Source organism: Exiguobacterium sp. s146, from assembly GCF_018618415.1.
GTDB lineage: Bacteria > Bacillota > Bacilli > Exiguobacteriales > Exiguobacteriaceae > Exiguobacterium.
The window spans coordinates 25,087-43,704 of record NZ_JACSMA010000008.1; the positions used below are offsets into that span (position 1 = coordinate 25,087).

22 protein-coding genes are annotated in these 18,618 nt (G+C 50.2%); 1 reads left to right on the top strand and 21 read right to left on the bottom strand.

Going from position 1 to position 18,618, the window contains the following annotated elements:
- Positions 1 to 28: 28 nt before the first annotated feature.
- From pth to metG, 12 genes are all read right to left on the bottom strand, one after another.
- Positions 29 to 586, bottom strand: coding sequence for an aminoacyl-tRNA hydrolase (pth, locus tag KNP83_RS14645; protein ID WP_128124099.1), 558 nt, complete (start codon positions 584 to 586; stop codon positions 29 to 31).
- Between the two features lie 55 nt (positions 587 to 641).
- On the bottom strand, positions 642 to 1,598 hold the full coding sequence (locus tag KNP83_RS14650) for a ribose-phosphate diphosphokinase (RefSeq protein ID WP_029594403.1): 957 nt from the start codon (positions 1,596 to 1,598) through the stop codon (positions 642 to 644).
- A 45-nt stretch (positions 1,599 to 1,643) separates the two neighbouring features.
- Positions 1,644 to 2,999, bottom strand: a complete 1,356-nt coding sequence (glmU, locus tag KNP83_RS14655) for a bifunctional UDP-N-acetylglucosamine diphosphorylase/glucosamine-1-phosphate N-acetyltransferase GlmU (protein ID WP_214763081.1) — start codon at positions 2,997 to 2,999, stop codon at positions 1,644 to 1,646.
- Positions 3,000 to 3,183: 184 nt separating this feature from the next.
- Positions 3,184 to 3,483 (bottom strand): septation regulator SpoVG, encoded by a 300-nt coding sequence (gene spoVG, locus KNP83_RS14660; RefSeq protein ID WP_021065748.1) that lies wholly within the window; start codon positions 3,481 to 3,483, stop codon positions 3,184 to 3,186.
- A 135-nt stretch (positions 3,484 to 3,618) separates the two neighbouring features.
- Positions 3,619 to 4,443, bottom strand: coding sequence for a pur operon repressor (gene purR, locus KNP83_RS14665; RefSeq protein WP_034803704.1), 825 nt, complete (start codon positions 4,441 to 4,443; stop codon positions 3,619 to 3,621).
- Between the two features lie 73 nt (positions 4,444 to 4,516).
- Positions 4,517 to 5,380 carry a 4-(cytidine 5'-diphospho)-2-C-methyl-D-erythritol kinase gene (gene ispE / locus KNP83_RS14670; RefSeq protein WP_214763082.1) on the bottom strand — a complete coding sequence of 288 codons (864 nt, stop codon included), beginning with the start codon at positions 5,378 to 5,380 and terminating at the stop codon, positions 4,517 to 4,519.
- A 100-nt stretch (positions 5,381 to 5,480) separates the two neighbouring features.
- Complete coding sequence (locus KNP83_RS14675) at positions 5,481 to 5,717, bottom strand: Veg family protein (RefSeq protein ID WP_021065751.1); 237 nt, start codon at positions 5,715 to 5,717, stop codon at positions 5,481 to 5,483.
- Between the two features lie 82 nt (positions 5,718 to 5,799).
- Positions 5,800 to 6,678 carry a 16S rRNA (adenine(1518)-N(6)/adenine(1519)-N(6))-dimethyltransferase RsmA gene (gene rsmA / locus KNP83_RS14680; protein WP_214763083.1) on the bottom strand — a complete coding sequence of 293 codons (879 nt, stop codon included), beginning with the start codon at positions 6,676 to 6,678 and terminating at the stop codon, positions 5,800 to 5,802.
- Positions 6,675 to 7,235 (bottom strand): ribonuclease M5, encoded by a 561-nt coding sequence (rnmV, locus tag KNP83_RS14685; RefSeq protein WP_214763084.1) that lies wholly within the window; start codon positions 7,233 to 7,235, stop codon positions 6,675 to 6,677. Before rnmV ends, rsmA begins: the two co-directional genes overlap by 4 nt.
- Entirely contained in the window at positions 7,228 to 8,517 is a 1,290-nt protein-coding gene (locus KNP83_RS14690) for a ubiquitin-like domain-containing protein (RefSeq protein WP_353048574.1), read from the bottom strand. The genes rnmV and KNP83_RS14690 overlap by 8 nt, the downstream gene beginning before the upstream one ends.
- 14 nt (positions 8,518 to 8,531) lie before the next feature.
- Entirely contained in the window at positions 8,532 to 9,299 is a 768-nt protein-coding gene (locus KNP83_RS14695) for a TatD family hydrolase (protein ID WP_214763086.1), read from the bottom strand.
- A gap of 53 nt (positions 9,300 to 9,352) precedes the next feature.
- Positions 9,353 to 11,314: a methionine--tRNA ligase gene (metG, locus tag KNP83_RS14700; RefSeq protein WP_214763087.1), complete on the bottom strand. Its 1,962-nt coding sequence runs from the start codon at positions 11,312 to 11,314 to the stop codon at positions 9,353 to 9,355.
- A 329-nt stretch (positions 11,315 to 11,643) separates the two neighbouring features.
- Between metG and KNP83_RS14705 the strand changes: the two genes are divergently transcribed.
- On the top strand, positions 11,644 to 11,937 hold the full coding sequence (locus tag KNP83_RS14705) for a transition state genes transcriptional regulator AbrB (RefSeq protein WP_012727742.1): 294 nt from the start codon (positions 11,644 to 11,646) through the stop codon (positions 11,935 to 11,937).
- A 16-nt stretch (positions 11,938 to 11,953) separates the two neighbouring features.
- On the opposite strand, the gene rsmI is transcribed toward KNP83_RS14705, so the two are convergent.
- From rsmI to KNP83_RS14750, 9 genes are all read right to left on the bottom strand, one after another.
- Complete coding sequence (gene rsmI, locus KNP83_RS14710) at positions 11,954 to 12,823, bottom strand: 16S rRNA (cytidine(1402)-2'-O)-methyltransferase (RefSeq protein WP_214763088.1); 870 nt, start codon at positions 12,821 to 12,823, stop codon at positions 11,954 to 11,956.
- Positions 12,795 to 13,073 (bottom strand): GIY-YIG nuclease family protein, encoded by a 279-nt coding sequence (locus KNP83_RS14715; RefSeq protein WP_214763089.1) that lies wholly within the window; start codon positions 13,071 to 13,073, stop codon positions 12,795 to 12,797. Before KNP83_RS14715 ends, rsmI begins: the two co-directional genes overlap by 29 nt.
- Complete coding sequence (locus KNP83_RS14720; protein WP_214763090.1) at positions 13,066 to 13,800, bottom strand: tRNA1(Val) (adenine(37)-N6)-methyltransferase; 735 nt, start codon at positions 13,798 to 13,800, stop codon at positions 13,066 to 13,068. Before KNP83_RS14720 ends, KNP83_RS14715 begins: the two co-directional genes overlap by 8 nt.
- A 65-nt stretch (positions 13,801 to 13,865) precedes the next feature.
- On the bottom strand, positions 13,866 to 14,201 hold the full coding sequence (yabA, locus tag KNP83_RS14725) for a DNA replication initiation control protein YabA (protein ID WP_021065760.1): 336 nt from the start codon (positions 14,199 to 14,201) through the stop codon (positions 13,866 to 13,868).
- Positions 14,202 to 14,224: 23 nt separating this feature from the next.
- Positions 14,225 to 15,055: a PSP1 domain-containing protein gene (locus KNP83_RS14730; RefSeq protein WP_034781766.1), complete on the bottom strand. Its 831-nt coding sequence runs from the start codon at positions 15,053 to 15,055 to the stop codon at positions 14,225 to 14,227.
- Between the two features lie 6 nt (positions 15,056 to 15,061).
- Positions 15,062 to 16,054 carry a DNA polymerase III subunit delta' gene (locus tag KNP83_RS14735; RefSeq protein ID WP_214763091.1) on the bottom strand — a complete coding sequence of 331 codons (993 nt, stop codon included), beginning with the start codon at positions 16,052 to 16,054 and terminating at the stop codon, positions 15,062 to 15,064.
- Positions 16,055 to 16,071: 17 nt separating this feature from the next.
- Complete coding sequence (locus tag KNP83_RS14740) at positions 16,072 to 16,401, bottom strand: cyclic-di-AMP receptor (RefSeq protein ID WP_029594397.1); 330 nt, start codon at positions 16,399 to 16,401, stop codon at positions 16,072 to 16,074.
- A complete protein-coding gene (gene tmk, locus KNP83_RS14745) occupies positions 16,401 to 17,039 on the bottom strand; it encodes a dTMP kinase (protein WP_214763092.1) in 639 nt (212 codons plus the stop codon). The genes KNP83_RS14740 and tmk overlap by 1 nt, the downstream gene beginning before the upstream one ends.
- A gap of 2 nt (positions 17,040 to 17,041) precedes the next feature.
- The gene (locus KNP83_RS14750) at positions 17,042 to 18,463 is read right to left on the bottom strand and encodes an aminotransferase class I/II-fold pyridoxal phosphate-dependent enzyme (RefSeq protein ID WP_251139414.1); all 1,422 of its coding nucleotides are present in this window, start codon (positions 18,461 to 18,463) and stop codon (positions 17,042 to 17,044) included.
- Positions 18,464 to 18,618 lie beyond the last annotated feature (155 nt).

Here is an 18,618-nt window from a genome sequence, read left to right on the forward strand (position 1 = left end):
ATACGACAAAAAAGGGTACGTTGACCCTTTAGTTATATCGATTCATGAGCGCAATCCATTCCGTGTCCACAAAATCGGTTGCGGCGGACACAGCTTGATCGAGCGTATCATTCAATTCTGGCATGTCTTCCTTGCGATAGTTCATCAGCACCCAGTCGACCACTTTAATCGGTTGCGGCGGACGGCCGATTCCCAGTTTCAGACGTTTAAAGTCTTGTGTGCCCAAATGCTGAATCAATGACTTGATCCCGTTATGTCCGCCGGCACTGCCTTTCGGTCGGAACCGGAGTTTTCCTGGGACCATGTCCAAGTCATCATAAATGACGAGCAAGTCGTCAATCTCAATCTTATAATAATCTAAAATCGGACGGACCGACTCGCCTGATAAATTCATATACGTGAGTGGTTTGACGAGGACGACACGTTCTCCATTGATTCTTCCCGTTCCAATCAATGCTTTAAACTTGGCTTCATCAAGTTTGATCCCATGTTTATCGGCTAGGCGATCAATCGCCAAAAATCCGACGTTGTGACGGGTCATCTCATACTTTTTGCCTGGATTCCCGAGGCCGACGATGCATTTCATCTTATTCCTCCTGAACAAAAAAGCCCAAAGGCGAACGCCTTCGGGCCTCGTTTTTTTAATCGAACAGCGTGCTCACCGATTTGTGCTCGTGGACGCGCATGATCGCTTCTCCAAGCAAACGGGCAACCGACATTTGCTTGATTTTGCTCGAACATTCGCGACCTTCTAAGTCGATCGTGTTCAAGACGACAAGTTCTTTGATTGACGAGTTGTCGATTCGTTCCATCGCCGGTCCAGACAATACCGGGTGTGTACACGAGGCGTACACTTCTTTTGCCCCCGCCTGAACGATGGCGTCAGCCGCAAGCGTGATCGTTCCAGCTGTATCGATGATGTCATCGATCAAGATGGCCGTCTTGCCTTCGACGCTGCCAACGATGTTCATGACTTCGGCCACGTTCGCTTCAGGACGACGCTTGTCGATGATGGCGATTGGAGCCTTCAAGCGCTCGGCAAGCTTACGGGCACGTGTGACGCCACCGTGGTCCGGTGAGACGACGACAATGTCTTTCGCTTTGAATTCTTCTGTCTCAAAATACGTCGAGATGAGTGGAACACCTAACAATTGGTCTACTGGGATATTGAAGAAACCTTGGATTTGAGCAGCGTGCAAGTCCATCGTGATTAAACGTGTGGCACCTGCAACCGTCAATAGATCAGCGACAAGTTTCGCTGTGATCGGCTCACGCGAGCGCGCCTTGCGGTCTTGGCGGGCGTAGCCATAGTAAGGCATGACCACGTTAATCGTCCGAACCGATGCCCGTTTCAACGCATCGATCATGACGAGTAACTCCATGAGCGTCTCGTTCACCGGTGAGCTCGTCGATTGAATGATGTACACATCATCGCCTCGTACGCTCTCCTCGATGTTGATGTAAAGTTCTCCGTCGCTAAACCGCTTCACTTGGCAATCGCTGAGCGGGATACCAATTTCCTTGGCAATCTCTTCGGCGAGTGGGCGGTTTGAATTTAAGCTAAATAGGCGAATTTCACGTTCATATACAGTAGACATGTTTAGGATTCTCCTCCATCGTTTTCCATAATAATAGGCAGCAACTTATCGTTTCGTGTAACCTTCTTTATTCGTTTGGCGTTCGCGTGCAATCGCAAGCGCCTCTTCCGGAACGTCATCCGTGATCGTCGAACCAGCGGCGACGATTGCGCCTTTTCCGACTGTCACCGGAGCGATCAAGTTCACGTTGCATCCGACGAATGCATCGGCTTCGACGACTGTCTCGAACTTGTTCTTGCCGTCATAGTTGACCGTGATCGAGCCACAGCCGAGGTTGACGCGTTCTCCGATCGAAGCATCTCCGATATAGCTGAGATGTGATGCTTTCGCACCGTCTCCGAACGTTGATTTTTTGATTTCCACGAAGTTACCGACGCGCGTATTGGCGCCGAGGACTGCTTGTTGACGAAGGTGGGCGAACGGCCCGACCTGTGCTTCCGTTCCGACACGGCTGTCGCTCACGACCGATTGACGAACCGTCGCGCCGTCTTCGATGACGCTATTACGGATATCTGAATTTGGACCGATTACGCACTCCGAACCGATAATCGTCTTCCCGAGAATGACCGTCCCTGGATAGATGATTGTGTCCGAACCGATGACCGCATCTGGTGAGATATATGTCGAAGCTGCATCCATGAACGTGACGCCTTCACGCATGAGGCGTTCGTTCGTGCGCTTGCGCATGACTGCCTCCGCTTGGGAGAGGGCGACACGGTCGTTGACACCAATCGTTTCATCGAATGTCGGCGCCGTGTGTGCTGCCACGACTTCGCCTGCTTCTTTCGCAATCGAGATGACGTCCGGCAAGTAGTACTCGCCTTGAGCGTTGTTGTTCCCGACTTGCTTCAACGCATCGAACAAGAGCTCGTTATCGAACACGTATGTGCCGGTGTTGATTTCACGGATCTCGAGTTCGGCATCAGACGCATCTTTATGCTCGACGACTTTCGTGACGTTACCGTCTTCGCCACGGATGACGCGGCCATATCCCATCGCATCATCCGCAATCGCAGTCAATACGGTCACTTTTGCCTGTTGCGCCTCGTGATGGGCCAACAACGCCTCGAGCGTTTCCGCTGTCAATAGCGGCGTATCACCGCAAACGACGAGCGTCGCGCCCGGTTTGCCTGCGAGTTCAGCTTCTGCCATCTGTACCGCATGGCCCGTACCGAGCTGTTGTTCTTGGACCGCATACTCCACACGTGAGCCCAACGTCTCTTGTACCGCTTCAGCCCCATGGCCGACGATGACGATTTGACGACTGACCCCGATTTTGTCGAGTTGATCGACGACGTGTTCGACCATCGGTTTTCCAAGGACCGGATGAAGTACTTTATAAAGCTTCGACTTCATGCGCGTCCCTTTACCTGCTGCCAAAATGACTGCAAAACGATCCATTCTTGATTCGCTCCTATCTCATATCGACTGTAATGTACTCAAATGTTCGGTTTTTTCTGCATTCAAACCTTATTTACACCGTATCTACTATATCGAAACCATGACGCGGTTTCAACCGTTGTACCTATTCGTAACCAATGAAACGTAAAAAGGCAGCGGAAGGATCCCCATCCGCTGTCATCAGTTACTCGTTCATGGCATTATATTGGGCTTGCGTCTCGGCGATGGCGACGTCCTCTTGACCGTACGCCTCTAGAACGGCCGCCTCGACTTTCTGACGCATATCTCCGTTGATCGGGTGAGCAATGTCACGGAAAATCCCTTCTGGCGTCCGCTTGCTCGGCATCGCTACGAACAGACCGGTACTCCCTTCAATGATTCGAAGGTCGTGTACCACAAATTCGTGGTCGAGTGTAATGGAGGCCAGTGCCTTCATTCTACCTTCCGTCGCGACTTTGCGAATTTTTACGTCTGTGATCTGCATGTTTCGCATCCCCTTTTCATCGTTGTCTGGACCGTGGTGTACTTTCTAAAAGGCTGAGATGATTCCAAGCGAACCGATTGACTTCGTACGAATCTTATACCCTTTCATCATAAAACGAAATCAATTTTTTGCCAATCACTTTAAGAACTGTTCGACGTTTCCACGCGAAATCGTGACGAGCCCTTCATCCGAGTCGACGTTCGTCAATTTCATCAAACTGACGTATTCGCTCACCATTTTCTTCTCGGCGCCTTCTGCTTCCATGAGCACGCCGACACCGGCGAGGTTCGCCTCGAACTCGTTCAAGAGACTCATCATTCCACGAATCGTTCCGCCAGCTTTCATGAAATCGTCAATCAACAGCACGTTCGCACCGCGTGGCAAACTGCGACGCGCGAGCGCCATCGTGCGAATCGCCTTCGACGACCCGGATACGTAGTTGATACTCACCGTCGAGCCTTCGGTGACACGGCTATCGGACCGGACGATGACGAATGGGACACCGAGTTGCTCGGCGACCGCATAGGCGAGCGGAATCCCTTTCGTCGCAATCGTCATGACGACATCGACTTTCCGATCGGCGAACACGGAGGCAAACACTTGTCCCATCGGCTTCACTTGACGCGGGTTACCGAGCACGTCTGTCAAATAGAGATAGCCCCCTGGAAGCAGCCGTTCTGGCTTCGACAACTGGTCGCATAATCCATCGATCATCGAGAGCGACTTGTCTTTGCTCCATCCCGGGATGAACATGACGCCACCGGCCGCTCCCGGCACCGTGACCAGTTTCCCCGTGCCATCGTGGGCCAACATTTCACTGACGATGACCAAATCTTCACTGATGGATGACTTGGCTGCTTTATAACGGCTCGAAAACATGGATAACGAGACGAGCTGGTGCGGATGGTCCAGCAAATAACGGGTCATATCGACGAGACGACCACTTCTACGAATTTTCATACGGATTCCCCTTCACTTCTTCAATAATAGACGAATGTTCTAAACAGAATATATCACTCTCATTCGTCTTTGTTCAATGTTTTTTGCCGAGAATCCGAACGACGAACACTTCAGGACAAAATCCTTTCAGCCCGTTATAGACGCGATGTGCTTTTTGCTCATGCTCAATCAAAGCGAAGACAGTCGGGCCGCTTCCGCTCATGAGCACCCCATCGGCCCCGCAGTGGAGCATCGTCTCTTTGATTTGTCGAACTTCCGGATGAAGTTCGAGCGTGACCGCCTCAAGGGCATTACCGAGGTTTTCACAGATGCCCGCAAAATCACGATCACGAATCGCTGTCACCATCGCCTCCGTATTCGGATGCACGATCTTCTCCATCTCCACCGCGCGATAGACATCAGCCGTCGACACGCCGATTTTCGGTTTCGCCAAGACGACGTAACACGGTGGCGGTGACGGAATCGTCTCCAACTGTTCACCGCGCCCGCGCGCGATGGCCGTCCCGCCCATGACACAAAATGATACGTCCGAGCCGACGGCGGCCCCGAGCTCGGCCAACTCTTCTAACGACAGACCGAGATCGAACAGTTCGTTCATCCCACGAAGCGTCGCGGCAGCGTCACTTGACCCACCAGCTAGCCCTGCTGCCACCGGGATCTGCTTATCCAGGACGATTTCGACGCCTTCTTTGATGCCGAAGCGCTTCCGCAACAGCTCGGCCGCACGATACGCCAAGTTCCGGTGGTCATTCGGCACATAGGCGTGTTCGGATTGAATCCGAATTTCGTCCGTATCAAGGACAGTCAATTCCAGGCGATCCGCTAAATCCACTGTCGTCATCACCATTTCTACTTCATGATAGCCATCTGTCCGCTTTCCGAGGACATCAAGCGTCAAATTGATTTTTGCCGGCGCTTTCACACTGATCGTGCGCATATCGTTCACCCTTCCCATGTATCTCCTGTTCGCCATTGTACCGTAAACGAGCGCACAAAAAAAGAAGCAGCTGCCAATGCATCCGCCCCTCATTTATCGTTCAATTGCTGAATTCAATTTTAACTGTATCCGTTAGGACATCAGCGTAGCTATATGAGACACGTTCCACGTTATGGTGGTCTTCATCCAATTTGACGACGAACACCGCGGGATACGTCTCAACGAGCGTTCCAAACCGAGTAACGACTTTCTTACGACCGCCGTTTGCTTTCAACGTCAATCGTTCTCCAACATGCGATTCGAGTTTCTGTCTGATTTCTTGCAACGTCTTTGGCATACGCTTCACCTCACTGTTACAAGTATAACACATTCAGAAATGAAAATAAAGATTAATATTATAGCGACTCGTTATCCGGTCGTCAACTGTTTTTAAGTGGTAAAATTGTGTCGGCCAACCGGGCAAACTCTTCAAGCGAAAGCGTTTCGCCGCGCCGTTTTGGGTCGATTCCGGCTTCTCCTAACAGACGTTCGATTTCCATTTTCTGATCTTTGCCCAGATGGTTCGTCAAGTTATTTAAAATCGTTTTCCGACGTTGCGCGAAACTGGCTCGGGCGATTTCGAAGAAGAACGCTTCATCTTTGACGTCGACCGCCGGTTTCGGACGCATCTTCAACGTGATGACCGCTGAATCGACGTTCGGAGCCGGCATGAACACACTTTTCGGGACGATAAAGCTCACGTTCGCCTCGGCGTAATACTGAATCGCGATTGAGAGCGAGCCGTATGCTTTCGTCCCAGGCTTCGCTCCGATGCGCTCGGCTACTTCTTTTTGAATCATCATGACAAGTGAGCGGAACTTGATTTGACTCTCCAGCAAACGCATGATAATCGGCGTCGTTACGTAGTACGGCAAATTCGCCACGACCGAGATGTCATCGATGCCTTGGCTGAAGAACTCACGCTCGACGATGTCTTGAATGTCGAGTTCGAGCGCGTCGCCGTGGATGACGTGCACATGTGGATAAGGGGACATCGTATCTTCCAAAATCGGAAGTAGACGTTGATCAATTTCAAGGGCGACGACTTTTTTAGCCCGCTTGGCCGACTGTTCCGTCAATGACCCGATCCCGGGACCGATTTCGAGTACACCGCTCGCCTCCCCTAGCTCGGCGGCGTCCACAATTTTATTCAAAATATTTAAATCGATTAAAAAGTTTTGTCCGAGCGACTTTTTAAACGAGAAGCCGTGACGTTCTAGAATTGATTTCGTGCGTTGAATTGTTGCGATGTCTTTCAATGATTTTCCTCCTCTAACTGAGCCAGTGCCCGTTCCCATTCCTCAATCGTGACCCGTAACGCCTCGACGCGCTTCACAAACTGTTTGGCGTTCGGCTCCCCGATACGGAGTAGCACGCCAAGTCGTTTGCGGCGCCGCGCCGCGTCCGCTCCGCCGATCAAATCAGCCTCGAGCACCATCTGTCGGGTGACGAGCGGCATGTCGGTCTCGACCCGCTGTTCATACACCGCTTCAAGCACACGGCGAATCGTCGCGGGCGACGCGTGTTCGACCCCGATTTTACCCCGCTTGTCTTTCGCTTCGGCACGAGGGAGGTAGGCGTGCTTGCACCCTTTGACGTGTTCCTCGACGATGGCCCGAATCCGGTCACCTGGATAATCCGGGTCCGTCAAAATAATCACGCCCCGCGTCTCTTGGGCACGTTTGATTCGTTCGATGGTTTGCTTCGAAACGGCCGATCCGTTCGTTTCAATCGTATCGACGTCATATACTTCTTGTAGCCGCGTCGTGTCGTCTCTACCTTCGACGACGATCACTTCTTGTATTTTTTCACGCATCATCGGTTCCTTCTTTCTCTTCTTGCTTAGGGATGACCCAAATCGTGAGTGGCTGACGTCCAAACGTCACCGCCTCTTCTTTCGAATCCATCATCACATCGATTTTATTGCCTTTGATGGCACTGCCTGTATCCAAGGCAATCGCCATACCAAACCCCTCGACGTACACGCGGGTGCCGAGTGGGATGATGGCTGGATCGACCGCGATGATTCGCATGCCTTCATACAGAATCGTGTCGGTCACATCATAACCGCTACGCGTCAGTACTCTGCCGTCAAACGTGATCGTATCTTCTGCATTGTTCGTATACGCCGTCGCTTCGACGAGAAGCTGTTTCGCAGAGGTGAAATCTAAAACATCCTCGGCTCGAGGTGTCTCTTCGATTTTAATCTCTGCTTCCTCTCGAAACGGGCTCGACGGTTCGGGCGTTGGCGTTTCCTCTTGCGCTGTCTCTTGGCTCGCCTCTGGTTCAGCTGCGACTTTCGTTCCAAGTTTGATGATTTGAGGGCGCACGGTTCGTAGCGTTTCCACGCTCGTTTCGGTCCGATTTGTAATTGTACCATTTTCCACTGTCAGTGCATACCGCGTCCGTTCGAGTCCAGGGACACCGACTTGAACAACCTCGGTTTCTCCGAGCGCAAGCGTGTCATCCTCTTCTCTGACGATTTCAAATGGGATGAGTCGACTCTCATACTGCACGACGTCACGACTCTCGTTGACCGTGATCGTCATCCCGTCTCGTACCGGTGTCGTCAGAGCCGGTTCGACGGTATCCTTGTCAGAAACCGTCACATTCGCCTCCTTGAGCGCCTGCTCGACCGTTTGGGCCATCGTATACACCGTCTTCGCCTCGTCGCCTACAATGACATCGAGAGCGACGACAGGCTGATAGCGGATGGTCATGCCTGATGTGATGGGGGTGCGAATGCCCGGGTACACATCGTCCCCGTCACGGACACTCACCCCATAACGAAGCAACACGTCTTCGACGGTCCGTTCACGCGTCTCAATCGTCTCGATTTGTCCGTAGCCGATTTGCAGCGAGACGGTGCGGGCCCGCTCGATTTGAATGACTCGGTCGATCGGGATGTCCGCACTCAAGGCCGGCGTCACGACGTCTGCCTCGTCGATAACAATCCCCGTCTCTTCAAGCACATCTAACACCGACTCACCACGACTCTCGTATACGGTCGTCACGCCATCATCGACGATGGTGATCGGTTCCGGCTGCATCGCCATGTAGGCGAACACCGCTGTCGCCACGACACCGAGGCTTAACACAATCCGTCTGAACATCATGGAAGACGGAACAAACGCTTCGCGTTAGCGGTCGTCGCCTCAGCAAGTGCGTCGTAAGACATGTCACGCAGCGATGCGATCTCTTCGGCGACATACGTGACGTAAGCCGGCTCGTTCCGTTTACCACGGAACGGCGTCGGCGTTAAATACGGGCAGTCCGTCTCCACGAGGAGTCGATCGAGCGGGACATGTTGCGCCACCGCTTTCGGTATTTTCGCATTTTTGAACGTCACTGGCCCCCCGAGCGAGATATAGAAGTTCAAGCGTAGACAGCGCTCGAGCAACTCGACGGACATGCTGTAACTATGGAACACACCACCGACCTCTTCGGCATGTTCTTGTTCTAAAATGTCGAGCACGTCGGCAGTCGCCTCCCGATTGTGAATCACAATCGGCATGTTCGTCCGCTTCGCAATGGCGATTTGCTGCCGGAACACACGTTGTTGAACGTCTTTCGGTGATTTATCCCAATGGTAGTCGAGTCCGATTTCCCCGAGCGCCATCACTTTCGGATGATCCAGCAACGTCTCGATTCTGGCCAAGTCGGCCTCCGTGCAATCGACGGCATCGACCGGGTGCCAACCGACGATGGCGTAAATGTCTTCATACGTTTCCGCGAGCTCGATGGCGCGCGTGATCGTCGGGTTGTCGAACCCGACGACGAGCATCGGAGAGACGCCAGCGGCACGAGCCCGTTCAATCGTCGCTTCGACATCTTCATTGAACTGTTCGGCATTGATATGGGTGTGTGTATCAATCAACATGGTGGTTCCTCCTTGTATAGACAAAGAGGGAGACCGAAGTCTCCCCCAAACGATTATTTGACGATGGCCCCGTTCGGCATATTCTCAGATACGGTCGCAAGTTCGAGCTTGCCGTCTTTATCCGCCGCTAGAATCATCCCTTGTGACAATTCGCCACGCAGTTTGACCGGCTTCAAGTTGGCGACAACGATGACCTTCTTGCCGACCAAGTCTTCCGGCGCATACCATTCCGCGATGCCCGAGACAATTTGACGTTTCTCCCCGCCCATGTCGACTTGAAGTTTCAACAACTTCTTCGCCTTCTTGATTTTATCGGCTTCGACGATTTGACCGACACGAAATTCGACTTGGTCAAAGACATCAATCGTGATTTCTGGACGTACGTCCTCATCTTCGACGTCGCCCGCTTCCGCTTCGGCTTCTTCAACACGTGCTTGTGAGGCTTGACGCATCATCTCTTGAATCGCATCGACTTCTTCTTTGACGTCACGACGTGGGAAAATCGGAGTCCCGTCTGTGACGACGGCTCCATCGAACGCCGCGAACGTATCGAGCGCTTCCCAGGACATATCTTTGCCTTCGAGACCGAGCTGACGGAACATCTCTTTTGGCGCCCGCGTCATGAACGGCTGAATCATGACTGCGACGTGACGGAGCACGCCGGCAAGGTGAGTCATCACCGACGCCAGTTCATCCCGTTTCGCTTCGTCCTTCGCCAAGACCCACGGTTGCGTTTCGTCGATGTACTTATTGGCACGGCTGACGAGCTGCCAAATGCTCGTGAGGGCAACCGAAAACTCCATGTGCTCCATGGCCGCTTCCGTCTTCGCTGTCGTCTCGTTGACGACTTGAAGCAACGAGGCATCGAACTCCGTCACATTGCCCGCGTACGCCGGGATATTCCCATCGAAATACTTCTTGATCATGGCCACAGTCCGGTTGAGCAAGTTCCCGAGGTCGTTCGCGAGGTCAAAGTTCAAGCGATCGACGAACGCTTCCGGTGTGAACGTACCGTCCGCCCCGAAGGGAACTTCACGAAGCAGATAGTAGCGGAGCGAATCGAGTCCGTAACGGTCGATGAGTGGAATCGGGTCAACGACGTTACCTTTTGATTTCGACATCTTGCCGTCTTTCATGAGCAACCAACCATGCGCGAAAACTTGTTTCGGCAACGGGAGGTCAAGCGCCATGAGCAACGCCGGCCAAATGATTGTATGGAATCGGACGATCTCTTTCCCGACCAAATGAACGTCGGCTGGCCAATAGCGGTTGAACAACTCATCGTTGTCCGACCCGTAGCCGAGGGCCGAGATATAGTTCGTGAGGGCATCGACCCACACGTAGACGACGTGTTTCGGGTTCGATGGGACTTGTACCCCCCAGTCGAACGTCGTCCGGGAGACAGCCAAATCTTGAAGACCCGGCTTCAAGAAGTTGTTGATCATCTCCGTTTTGCGCGATTCCGGCAAGATGAAGTCGGGGTGCGATTCGAAGTACTCAATCAAACGGTCCGCATACTTGCTGAGACGGAAGAAGTAACACTCTTCACGCACGAGCTCGACCGGGTGACCGCTGTCCGGGCTCTTCCCGTCAATGAGCTGAGACTCCGTGTAATACGTCTCATCCGGAATTGAATACCAGCCTTCATACTCCCCGAGATAAATATCATCATTTTTAAGAAGCGTCTCGAAAACATGCTCGACGACAGCCTTGTGGCGTGCGTCTGTTGTGCGGATATAGTCATCATATGAGATTTCGAGACGGTCCCATAACACTTTGATGTCTTTGACGACTTCATCGACAAACGCTTGCGGTGTCACACCAGCTTCTTTCGCTTTTTCTTGAATCTTTTGACCGTGCTCGTCTGTCCCGGTCAAATAACGAACGTCAAATCCTTTCAAGCGCTTATAGCGTGCAATCGCATCGCCGGCCACCGTCGTATAAGCATGACCGATGTGTAGTTTGGCACTCGGATAGTAAATCGGAGTCGTAATATAAAAAGTAGGCTTCGCCATTGTATGTTCTCCATCCTTTCGACATTTGCAATTTCCATTATACACGGTTCGACAAAAGAATTTCCAAACCAATTGTTTGGAATTTTTTTGTTGTTATCTCATAAAATATGTTCCAAAAAAACCCTTTCTTTGTTTCATGTCCTAACTTTCGGGGAATTTTAGGTATATATTGCTCTTACATCGTCATTTTTCGAAAATGTGGATTTCCAATAGTAAACAGTTGACTGCAATTGGAAAGTTTAGTATGCTTTTTGCTGTAGTAACATTGTCGAATTTTGACGACTCATGTCACCAAGAGATTTCGACACCATTGGAGGAGGAAACACAAAATGAAATCTACAGGTATCGTACGGAAAGTTGATGAGCTCGGTCGTGTCGTCATTCCAATCGAATTGCGCCGCACACTCGGGATCGCTGAGAAAGACGCACTTGAAATCTACGTCGACAACGATCAAATCGTGTTGAAAAAATACAAACCAAACATGACTTGCCAAGTGACAGGCGAAGTATCGGATGACAACTTCAAGTTGGCTGACGGTAAATTGATCCTTTCACCAGAAGGCGCACAACGTGTCCTCGTCGAGTTGAAAAACATGCTCGAAAACTACTACAGCGAAGAGTAAGCAAGGGATTCCTTGCTTACTCTTTTTTGTCGACTTGGTGATACGCGTCATATACCTCGCTCCGTGACAAGCCCCGCTCTTTAGCGACTTGTTTAATGGCGGCATTCGGTTTTAAACCGTCCTCGATATAACGGTCGACGTGCTCGAGGGGCGATAGCGCCTCCCACCAATCGTGCGTCGGTGCCGCTTCCGTCGATCCTTCCACCAAGACGACGAATTCACCGCGTACCTCACCTTCGCACCAGACAAGTGCTTCTTCTACAGTGCCTCGTAAAAACTCTTCAAACGTTTTCGTCAACTCTCGTCCGAGGACAAGTTGCCGATTGCCGAACACCTCTTTAATCCCGGTCAACATCTCTTTCAACCGATGTGGCGCTTCATAAAAAATGATGGTGCCGGGTTCATATTGTAACGATGATAACACATCGATCCGCTCTTTCTTTTTACGGGGCAAGAATCCGTAATACAAAAACCGCTCGGTCGCAAGACCAGAGGCGACAAGAGCCGTCAACGCCGCGTTCGCTCCAGGGAGCACGACGACGGGGAGCTCCGCTTCAATGGCCAATCGCACGAGGTCACTCCCAGGGTCGGATATGCCAGGCATACCGGCATCCGAGACGACAGCGATCGATTTCCCCGCTTGAATGTCTTCAATCAAACGCGGGCCACTCACGAGCTTATTGTGTTCATGGTAGCTGACGAGTTTCGTCTCGATCTCGAAATGGCGACAGAGTTTCATCGTTTGGCGCGTGTCTTCGGCCGCAATCAAATCGACTTCCCCTAAAATCCGGACCGCCCGATACGTCATGTCTTCTAAATTTCCAATCGGCGTCGGCACGACATAGAGCGTGGGCCCATCAGTCTGATAACTTTTCTGTGAGTTCATTACTCGTTCCCTCCATCAATTGCTGTTTTTGAGCCCGCGTGAGTTGTTTGATGGACCATTCGTATTGCATGGCTTCACGTTTGGTCGCAAACGACCTGACATATCGCAACGTCACCGGGAGACGAGCTCGTGTATACTTCGCTCCTTTGCCGTTGTTATGCACTTCCATCCGCTTATCCACGTCCGTCGTATATCCGGTATAGTACGTGCCATCGTTGCACTCGAGAATATAGGCGAAGTGCTTACGCATCGAGGATTGCCCGCATGTCGCTCGTATACGTGTCATCTTCCTCATAAACGACAAACGGAGGTAAGATTGTGAGCCCTGCTTTTCCATCTTTCGACCCCTCTATTAACAATGTGTTCGCGTCTCGACCTTGCTTCGGATAAACGAGTTGCATTCGTTTCGGTTCAATCCGATACGCCCGCATGAGCGTCAAAATGTCGAGCAATCGTTCCGGACGATGGACGAAGGCGACCTTCCCACCTGGTTTGACGAGTTGACTGGCTGAACGGATGCAGTCTTCTAACGTGCAAAGAACTTCATGGCGTGCAATCGTATGATGTTCATTTTGATTACGCAGCGAAGTCTCGTTCGCCAAAAAATAAGGGGGATTGCACGTGACGACATCGTAACGGGCATGCCCTAATTGACTGGCAGCGGTTTTCACATCCCCTTCAACGATGTGCAGCCGCTCTTCCAATCCGTTGACGGCAATGCTTCGGTTGGCCATGTCGACGAGGCGAGGCTGGATTTCCACACCCGTGACCGTCCCTTTCGTTCGATATGATAAAAAGAGCGGAATCGCTCCCGTGCCGGCGCACAAATCGACGAGTTTTCCTTTTTGAATCGGTACCCACACAAATTCAGCGAGTAATACGGCATCCAATGAAAATGAAAAAACGTCATCGCTTTGAATGATCTTGCCGGGACGCCCTAACAAATCATCAAGACGTTCACCTTGTTTAACAGTCACGCCATTTCCCTCCTACATAACGTACAAAGGCGACGGACGGGAATGCTCCCGTCTATCGCCCCTTATTAATGTTTATTTAGCATCGACATACAGAAGAGACAATCTCCGTCTTTTCTGACTTGCCCGTAGTGCAAATTACAAATGTGAAATCCTTCTTGGTATAGTGCCGCCAAATTGTTCTGCCCTTTTCCGGACAACGCAATTTGGGGATCCCCATCAGGCGTCTCCACTTCTGCAAGTTGCTCCACTTTCTCACGCAAATGATGGTTTTCGAGATACATGTGTTGGTTTTCTTCGAGCAAATAGGCGAGTTGCTCTTTGAGCACCCCTAAATGCTCCGTCAACAATTGCATTTGTTGCTCGATCGCATCGACCCGCATCATGACTTCCTTTTTATCCATTCTTTCCACTGCTCAGCACCCCATCACTGTTTCGACGGTTTTCGTTTGACTGCACCGACTTCGACGAGTTCGTCGATTGTATACGTCACAACACGGGTCCGGTCATTCAACTCGACTTGAATCAATTGATCCAAGATGTTGAGACCGATGACACGTCCGTCACCTTCTGGAATTTTGATTCGTTTTCCGACGTCCGGTAAATCCCGCTTCAATTCTTCATACGTATCATTCTCGTATTTCAGACAGCACATGAGACGACCACACACACCAGAGATTTTGTTCGGATTCAAGGATAAGTTCTGATCCTTGGCCATCTTAATCGATACCGGCTCAAATTCCCCTAAGAACGAGGAGCAACACAGTACACGGCCACAAGGCCCGATTCCGCTCAGCAGTTTCGCTTCATCCCGAACCCCAATTTGACGGAGTTCGATGCGCGTTCGAAACACACTTGCTAAATCTTTGACGAGTTCTCGAAAATCAACGCGTCCTTCTGCCGTGAAATAAAAGATGACTTTATTGCGATCAAATGTATACTCAACATCGACCAACTTCATTTCAAGTCGATGTTCACGAATTTTTTCTTCACAGACGGCGTGAGCGTCAAATGCTGCCAATCGATTGTCTTGAACGATTTCGGCATCCTTTTGATCGGCGACACGAAGGATTGTCTTTAAAGGCAACACTACTTCGTCTTCACCCAGTTGCTTACCAACTTGGACGATTTCACCGTATTCGATGCCTCGTACCGTCTCTACGATGACATGGTCCCCACGTTCAAGCGTTGCTTCGCCTGGTGAAAAGTAATAGATTTTTCCCGCTTCTTTAAAACGGACTCCGACTACTTCAAGCACGCTCTCCTATCCTTTCTGCAAATCGAACGTTAAACGTTCGAACGTTAATTGAGGATTGACGTTTGCCTCAAGCCGCCGAATCGCCTCATGGACATATTCGATAGCATGGACGATTTTATGAACCGGGCGATCTTTGACAAACGCGATATATAGCGCCTGTTCTTTCGTAAACAATTCCGGAACATAGTCTGTTCGCACCTTGAAATGGAGCGCTTGCTCCAACCAATTTCCGAACAGCTCGAGACCGACTCGCAATTCATTTCGCCCTTTAAAATGGCCAAGCCATTTTTCTTGGGCAAATAAAAGCAATTCTTGCGGGCGTTTTGTCAATACTTCAACTAATTGTACCACTAGCCCATACGCCTGTACAAACCAGTCGTTGTGAAGCGCCTCTCGCGCGTCTTCCCATTTCGGATACGTCTCTAATGCGAGACGCGCCAAATCGCTCGTACACTGCGCATCCGCGACCAACGTTTCCACAAGCCGTTCTCGATCAATCGGTCGAAACACTAAATGCTGAGCCCGCGAACGGATGGTCGGCAATAGGAGTTGTGGCTGGGTCGTGACGAGGATGGCTAGTTTCCCAACACCCGGCTCTTCGAAAAATTTTAAGAGGCTGTTGGCCGCCTGAGGTGTCATTTTATGCGCTTGATGAATGACGTATATTTGACGATCGCCTTCTGCGCCACGTAGCGACAAGTCGCTCAACAACTGTTGAACTTGTTCTTTTTTGATACTCGCCCCATCCGGTTCCACTTCCATATAGTCGACAAGGTTCCCTGAATCCATCCGTCGACAGTTTCGACAACTGCCACAAGGCTCTACCCCGTCAGGCGACTCGCAAAAAAGGGATTTCGCAAACAGTTGCGCCGTCTCAATTAAATAAGGCTCATAGTCTCCCGAGAAAATATAGGCGTGACCCACCTTTTGAGCGACAATCGAATTTTCAATCACTTTGGCGATAACCGTTTGAGATTTCGCTAACTCTTGAAAGCTCATATTCGTGACCGTTCCCATTAAAACTGATGGAATCCTTCAATCGGCAAGACGAACACAGTTGCTCCGCCGACTTGGACTTCTACCGGATACGGAATATATGAATCGGCGTGACCACCCATCGGTGAAATCGGGGTAATCATTTGATCTCGGCTCGAACAATTTGATTTGATTAGCGCAAGCAAATCGTCTAACCGTTCTTTTGGTACACCAATCATGAACGTTGTGTTCCCTTCTTTCAAAAAGCCTCCCGTTGTGGCTAATTTCGTTGCGCGGAAATCTTCTTCAATTAAAGCATCTGACAACCGGGCGCTGTCCTTATCATGTACAATCGCGATTACCATCTTCATCATTGCGTCACTCCTCTGTCATTTAATCGTTCTAACGTAATATCTAACACTTCATCTTGAATCATCTCAATTGTAGCGTTCGCATCGATGCGAACCATCCGTTTCGGATGTTGTTCCAATAATTTCTGAAACCCATCATATACACGCTGATGGAAAGCCTCATCACGGCTTTCGATGCGGTCTAATTGACCTCGATCTTTCATGCGACGACTCGCTTGATCAGGAGTCAAATCAAAGAGGAAGGTCAAATCAGGTGTAATCCCGGCTGTTGCCCACTCATTCAGTGATAAAATTTGAGTCAAATCATATTGGAGTCCATATCCTTGATAGGCGATCGAGGCGTCGACAAAGCGATCACACACTACAATCGCCCCTCGATTAAGAGCAGGTCGAATCACTTGATCGACGTTTTGGGCACGGGACGCGGCATACAGCATCATCTCGACTCGCGGGGTCATCTCATCATGTTCTGGCGATAACAAGACTTCTCGAATACTGTTTCCGACTTTTGTCCCTCCTGGTTCTCGAGTGACGACTACTTCATATCCTTTTTCAGTCAATGAACGAACTAACAATTGCAACTGTGTGGTTTTCCCCGAACCGTCGGGACCTTCTACAGTAATAAACATACCTTTCACGATTAAAACTCCTCTACGATAACATCAATTTGTTTCATCATAACATGCTTACTCGCTTGAAGGTTCCGTCCTAGTGAAATCCATTCATTCAATACTCTGATTTTCTCGTGTGTGATGACTTCTCCTCGTAGTATCCACGGGATTCCCGGCGGATAAGGAATAACGGTCTCTGCAGCAACGGCTCCAATTGCTTGTTCAAACGATTGGCGGGTGATATTCGCATCATCTGAAATAGCGTGCAACAACGAAACACGCTCTGTCATCGGATAAGGATAAATGGTTTCATCTTCGACGATGAGCGGGACGTGTTGTGATGCATTTTTAATCAGTTTTACCCAATGTTGAATCTCTTGGCTTTTTAATTCCCTTAACGGCAGGCAGAATAACACATGATCTTCTGCGGCCAGTTCCACATCAATGCCGATTGACGCCAAATGTTGACTAAAGACGAGACCATTTTTCGGATATGTCAGCACAGTCATTTTGGTGAAGTCATCGCCCACTTTGATTGAAAAGCCAGCTCGTCTCATTTCCATGATGAATGCGAAATGGCTCGTTTGAATATGCGTCCAATCCCGTTCACTCAAATTCTCGAGATACTCCCTAGCGTAATCGAGTGAAGCCATAATCAAATAGGACGGACTTGACGTTTGGAAAGAAGAGAGCGCATGAAATAAACGTTTCTCATCAATTTCTTCCTTATAATGGACCCATGCACCCATCGTAAGCGCTGGAAGGGTTTTATGAGCAGACTGAACGACCGCGCTAGCCCCTTCAAAGATGGCAGATCGCTTTGGAAATGTAGGATGAATCAAATGAGCCCCATGTGCTTCATCTACTAAGAGCGGAATATTTAACGGACGCAAATAAGCACTAATCTCTGAAATGTTTGCCATATCTCCGTAATAAGTAGGAGATGTCAGAAGGAGAGCTTTTCCTCCTGGATACTGTGTGACAGCCTCTTGAATTGTTTCTAATGCCACAACAGTCGGTAGACTGCTTCCACGATCTAATTCTGGAGTGAGTAAGATGGGTTCTAAACCGAGCCACTCAATGGCGTTCCACACCGATTTGTGAGAATTTCGTTGGACATATACTCGTTCTCCACGCTTGACGGTCGCTGCCAATAGACTCCAGTTTCCAGCCGTCGAACCATTCACTAACCATTTGCTTTTACTCTGATAAAGAGAACCTAACGCCTTCTCCCCTTCTAAAATAATACCTTCAGCATGATGTAAATCATCCAAATGTCCGAGTTCTGTTAAATCGTATGGCATTATTTTTTGAAACACGGTCGGTAACTTCTCATCGCTTACTGTGCCATTGTGATGGCCAGGTACATGAAAGGAGACACGATCTTCTCGTACATGTTGCTCCAATGTTTCCATAAATGTAAAAGGATTACGCTTCGATTTTCGAGTCATATAGGCAACCTTCCTATCCGAATAGATCCGACTTATATACAAAAAGAGACGACCAAGCGGATGCTTGATCGTCTTTCGCGTTGGCCTGGCAACGTCCTATCCTCACAGGGGGAGACCCCCAACTACTTTCGGCGCTGAAGCGCTTAACTTCCGTG

Coding starts and splice junctions, on each gene's coding strand:
- pth (WP_128124099.1), bottom strand. CDS start 586: ATGAAATGCATCGTCGGCCTCGGGAATCCAGGCAAAAAGTATGAGATG.
- KNP83_RS14650 (WP_029594403.1), bottom strand. CDS start 1,598: ATGTCTACTGTATATGAACGTGAAATTCGCCTATTTAGCTTAAATTCA.
- glmU (WP_214763081.1), bottom strand. CDS start 2,999: ATGGATCGTTTTGCAGTCATTTTGGCAGCAGGTAAAGGGACGCGCATG.
- spoVG (WP_021065748.1), bottom strand. CDS start 3,483: ATGCAGATCACAGACGTAAAAATTCGCAAAGTCGCGACGGAAGGTAGA.
- purR (WP_034803704.1), bottom strand. CDS start 4,443: ATGAAAATTCGTAGAAGTGGTCGTCTCGTCGATATGACCCGTTATTTG.
- ispE (WP_214763082.1), bottom strand. CDS start 5,380: ATGCGCACGATCAGTGTGAAAGCGCCGGCAAAAATCAATTTGACGCTT.
- KNP83_RS14675 (WP_021065751.1), bottom strand. CDS start 5,717: ATGCCAAAGACGTTGCAAGAAATCAGACAGAAACTCGAATCGCATGTT.
- rnmV (WP_214763084.1), bottom strand. CDS start 7,235: ATGCGTGAAAAAATACAAGAAGTGATCGTCGTCGAAGGTAGAGACGAC.
- KNP83_RS14695 (WP_214763086.1), bottom strand. CDS start 9,299: ATGTTGATTGATACACACACCCATATCAATGCCGAACAGTTCAATGAA.
- metG (WP_214763087.1), bottom strand. CDS start 11,314: ATGGCGAAGCCTACTTTTTATATTACGACTCCGATTTACTATCCGAGT.
- KNP83_RS14705 (WP_012727742.1), top strand. CDS start 11,644: ATGAAATCTACAGGTATCGTACGGAAAGTTGATGAGCTCGGTCGTGTC.
- rsmI (WP_214763088.1), bottom strand. CDS start 12,823: ATGAACTCACAGAAAAGTTATCAGACTGATGGGCCCACGCTCTATGTC.
- KNP83_RS14715 (WP_214763089.1), bottom strand. CDS start 13,073: ATGCGTAAGCACTTCGCCTATATTCTCGAGTGCAACGATGGCACGTAC.
- yabA (WP_021065760.1), bottom strand. CDS start 14,201: ATGGATAAAAAGGAAGTCATGATGCGGGTCGATGCGATCGAGCAACAA.
- KNP83_RS14735 (WP_214763091.1), bottom strand. CDS start 16,054: ATGAGCTTTCAAGAGTTAGCGAAATCTCAAACGGTTATCGCCAAAGTG.
- KNP83_RS14740 (WP_029594397.1), bottom strand. CDS start 16,401: ATGAAGATGGTAATCGCGATTGTACATGATAAGGACAGCGCCCGGTTG.
- KNP83_RS14750 (WP_251139414.1), bottom strand. CDS start 18,463: ATGACTCGAAAATCGAAGCGTAATCCTTTTACATTTATGGAAACATTG.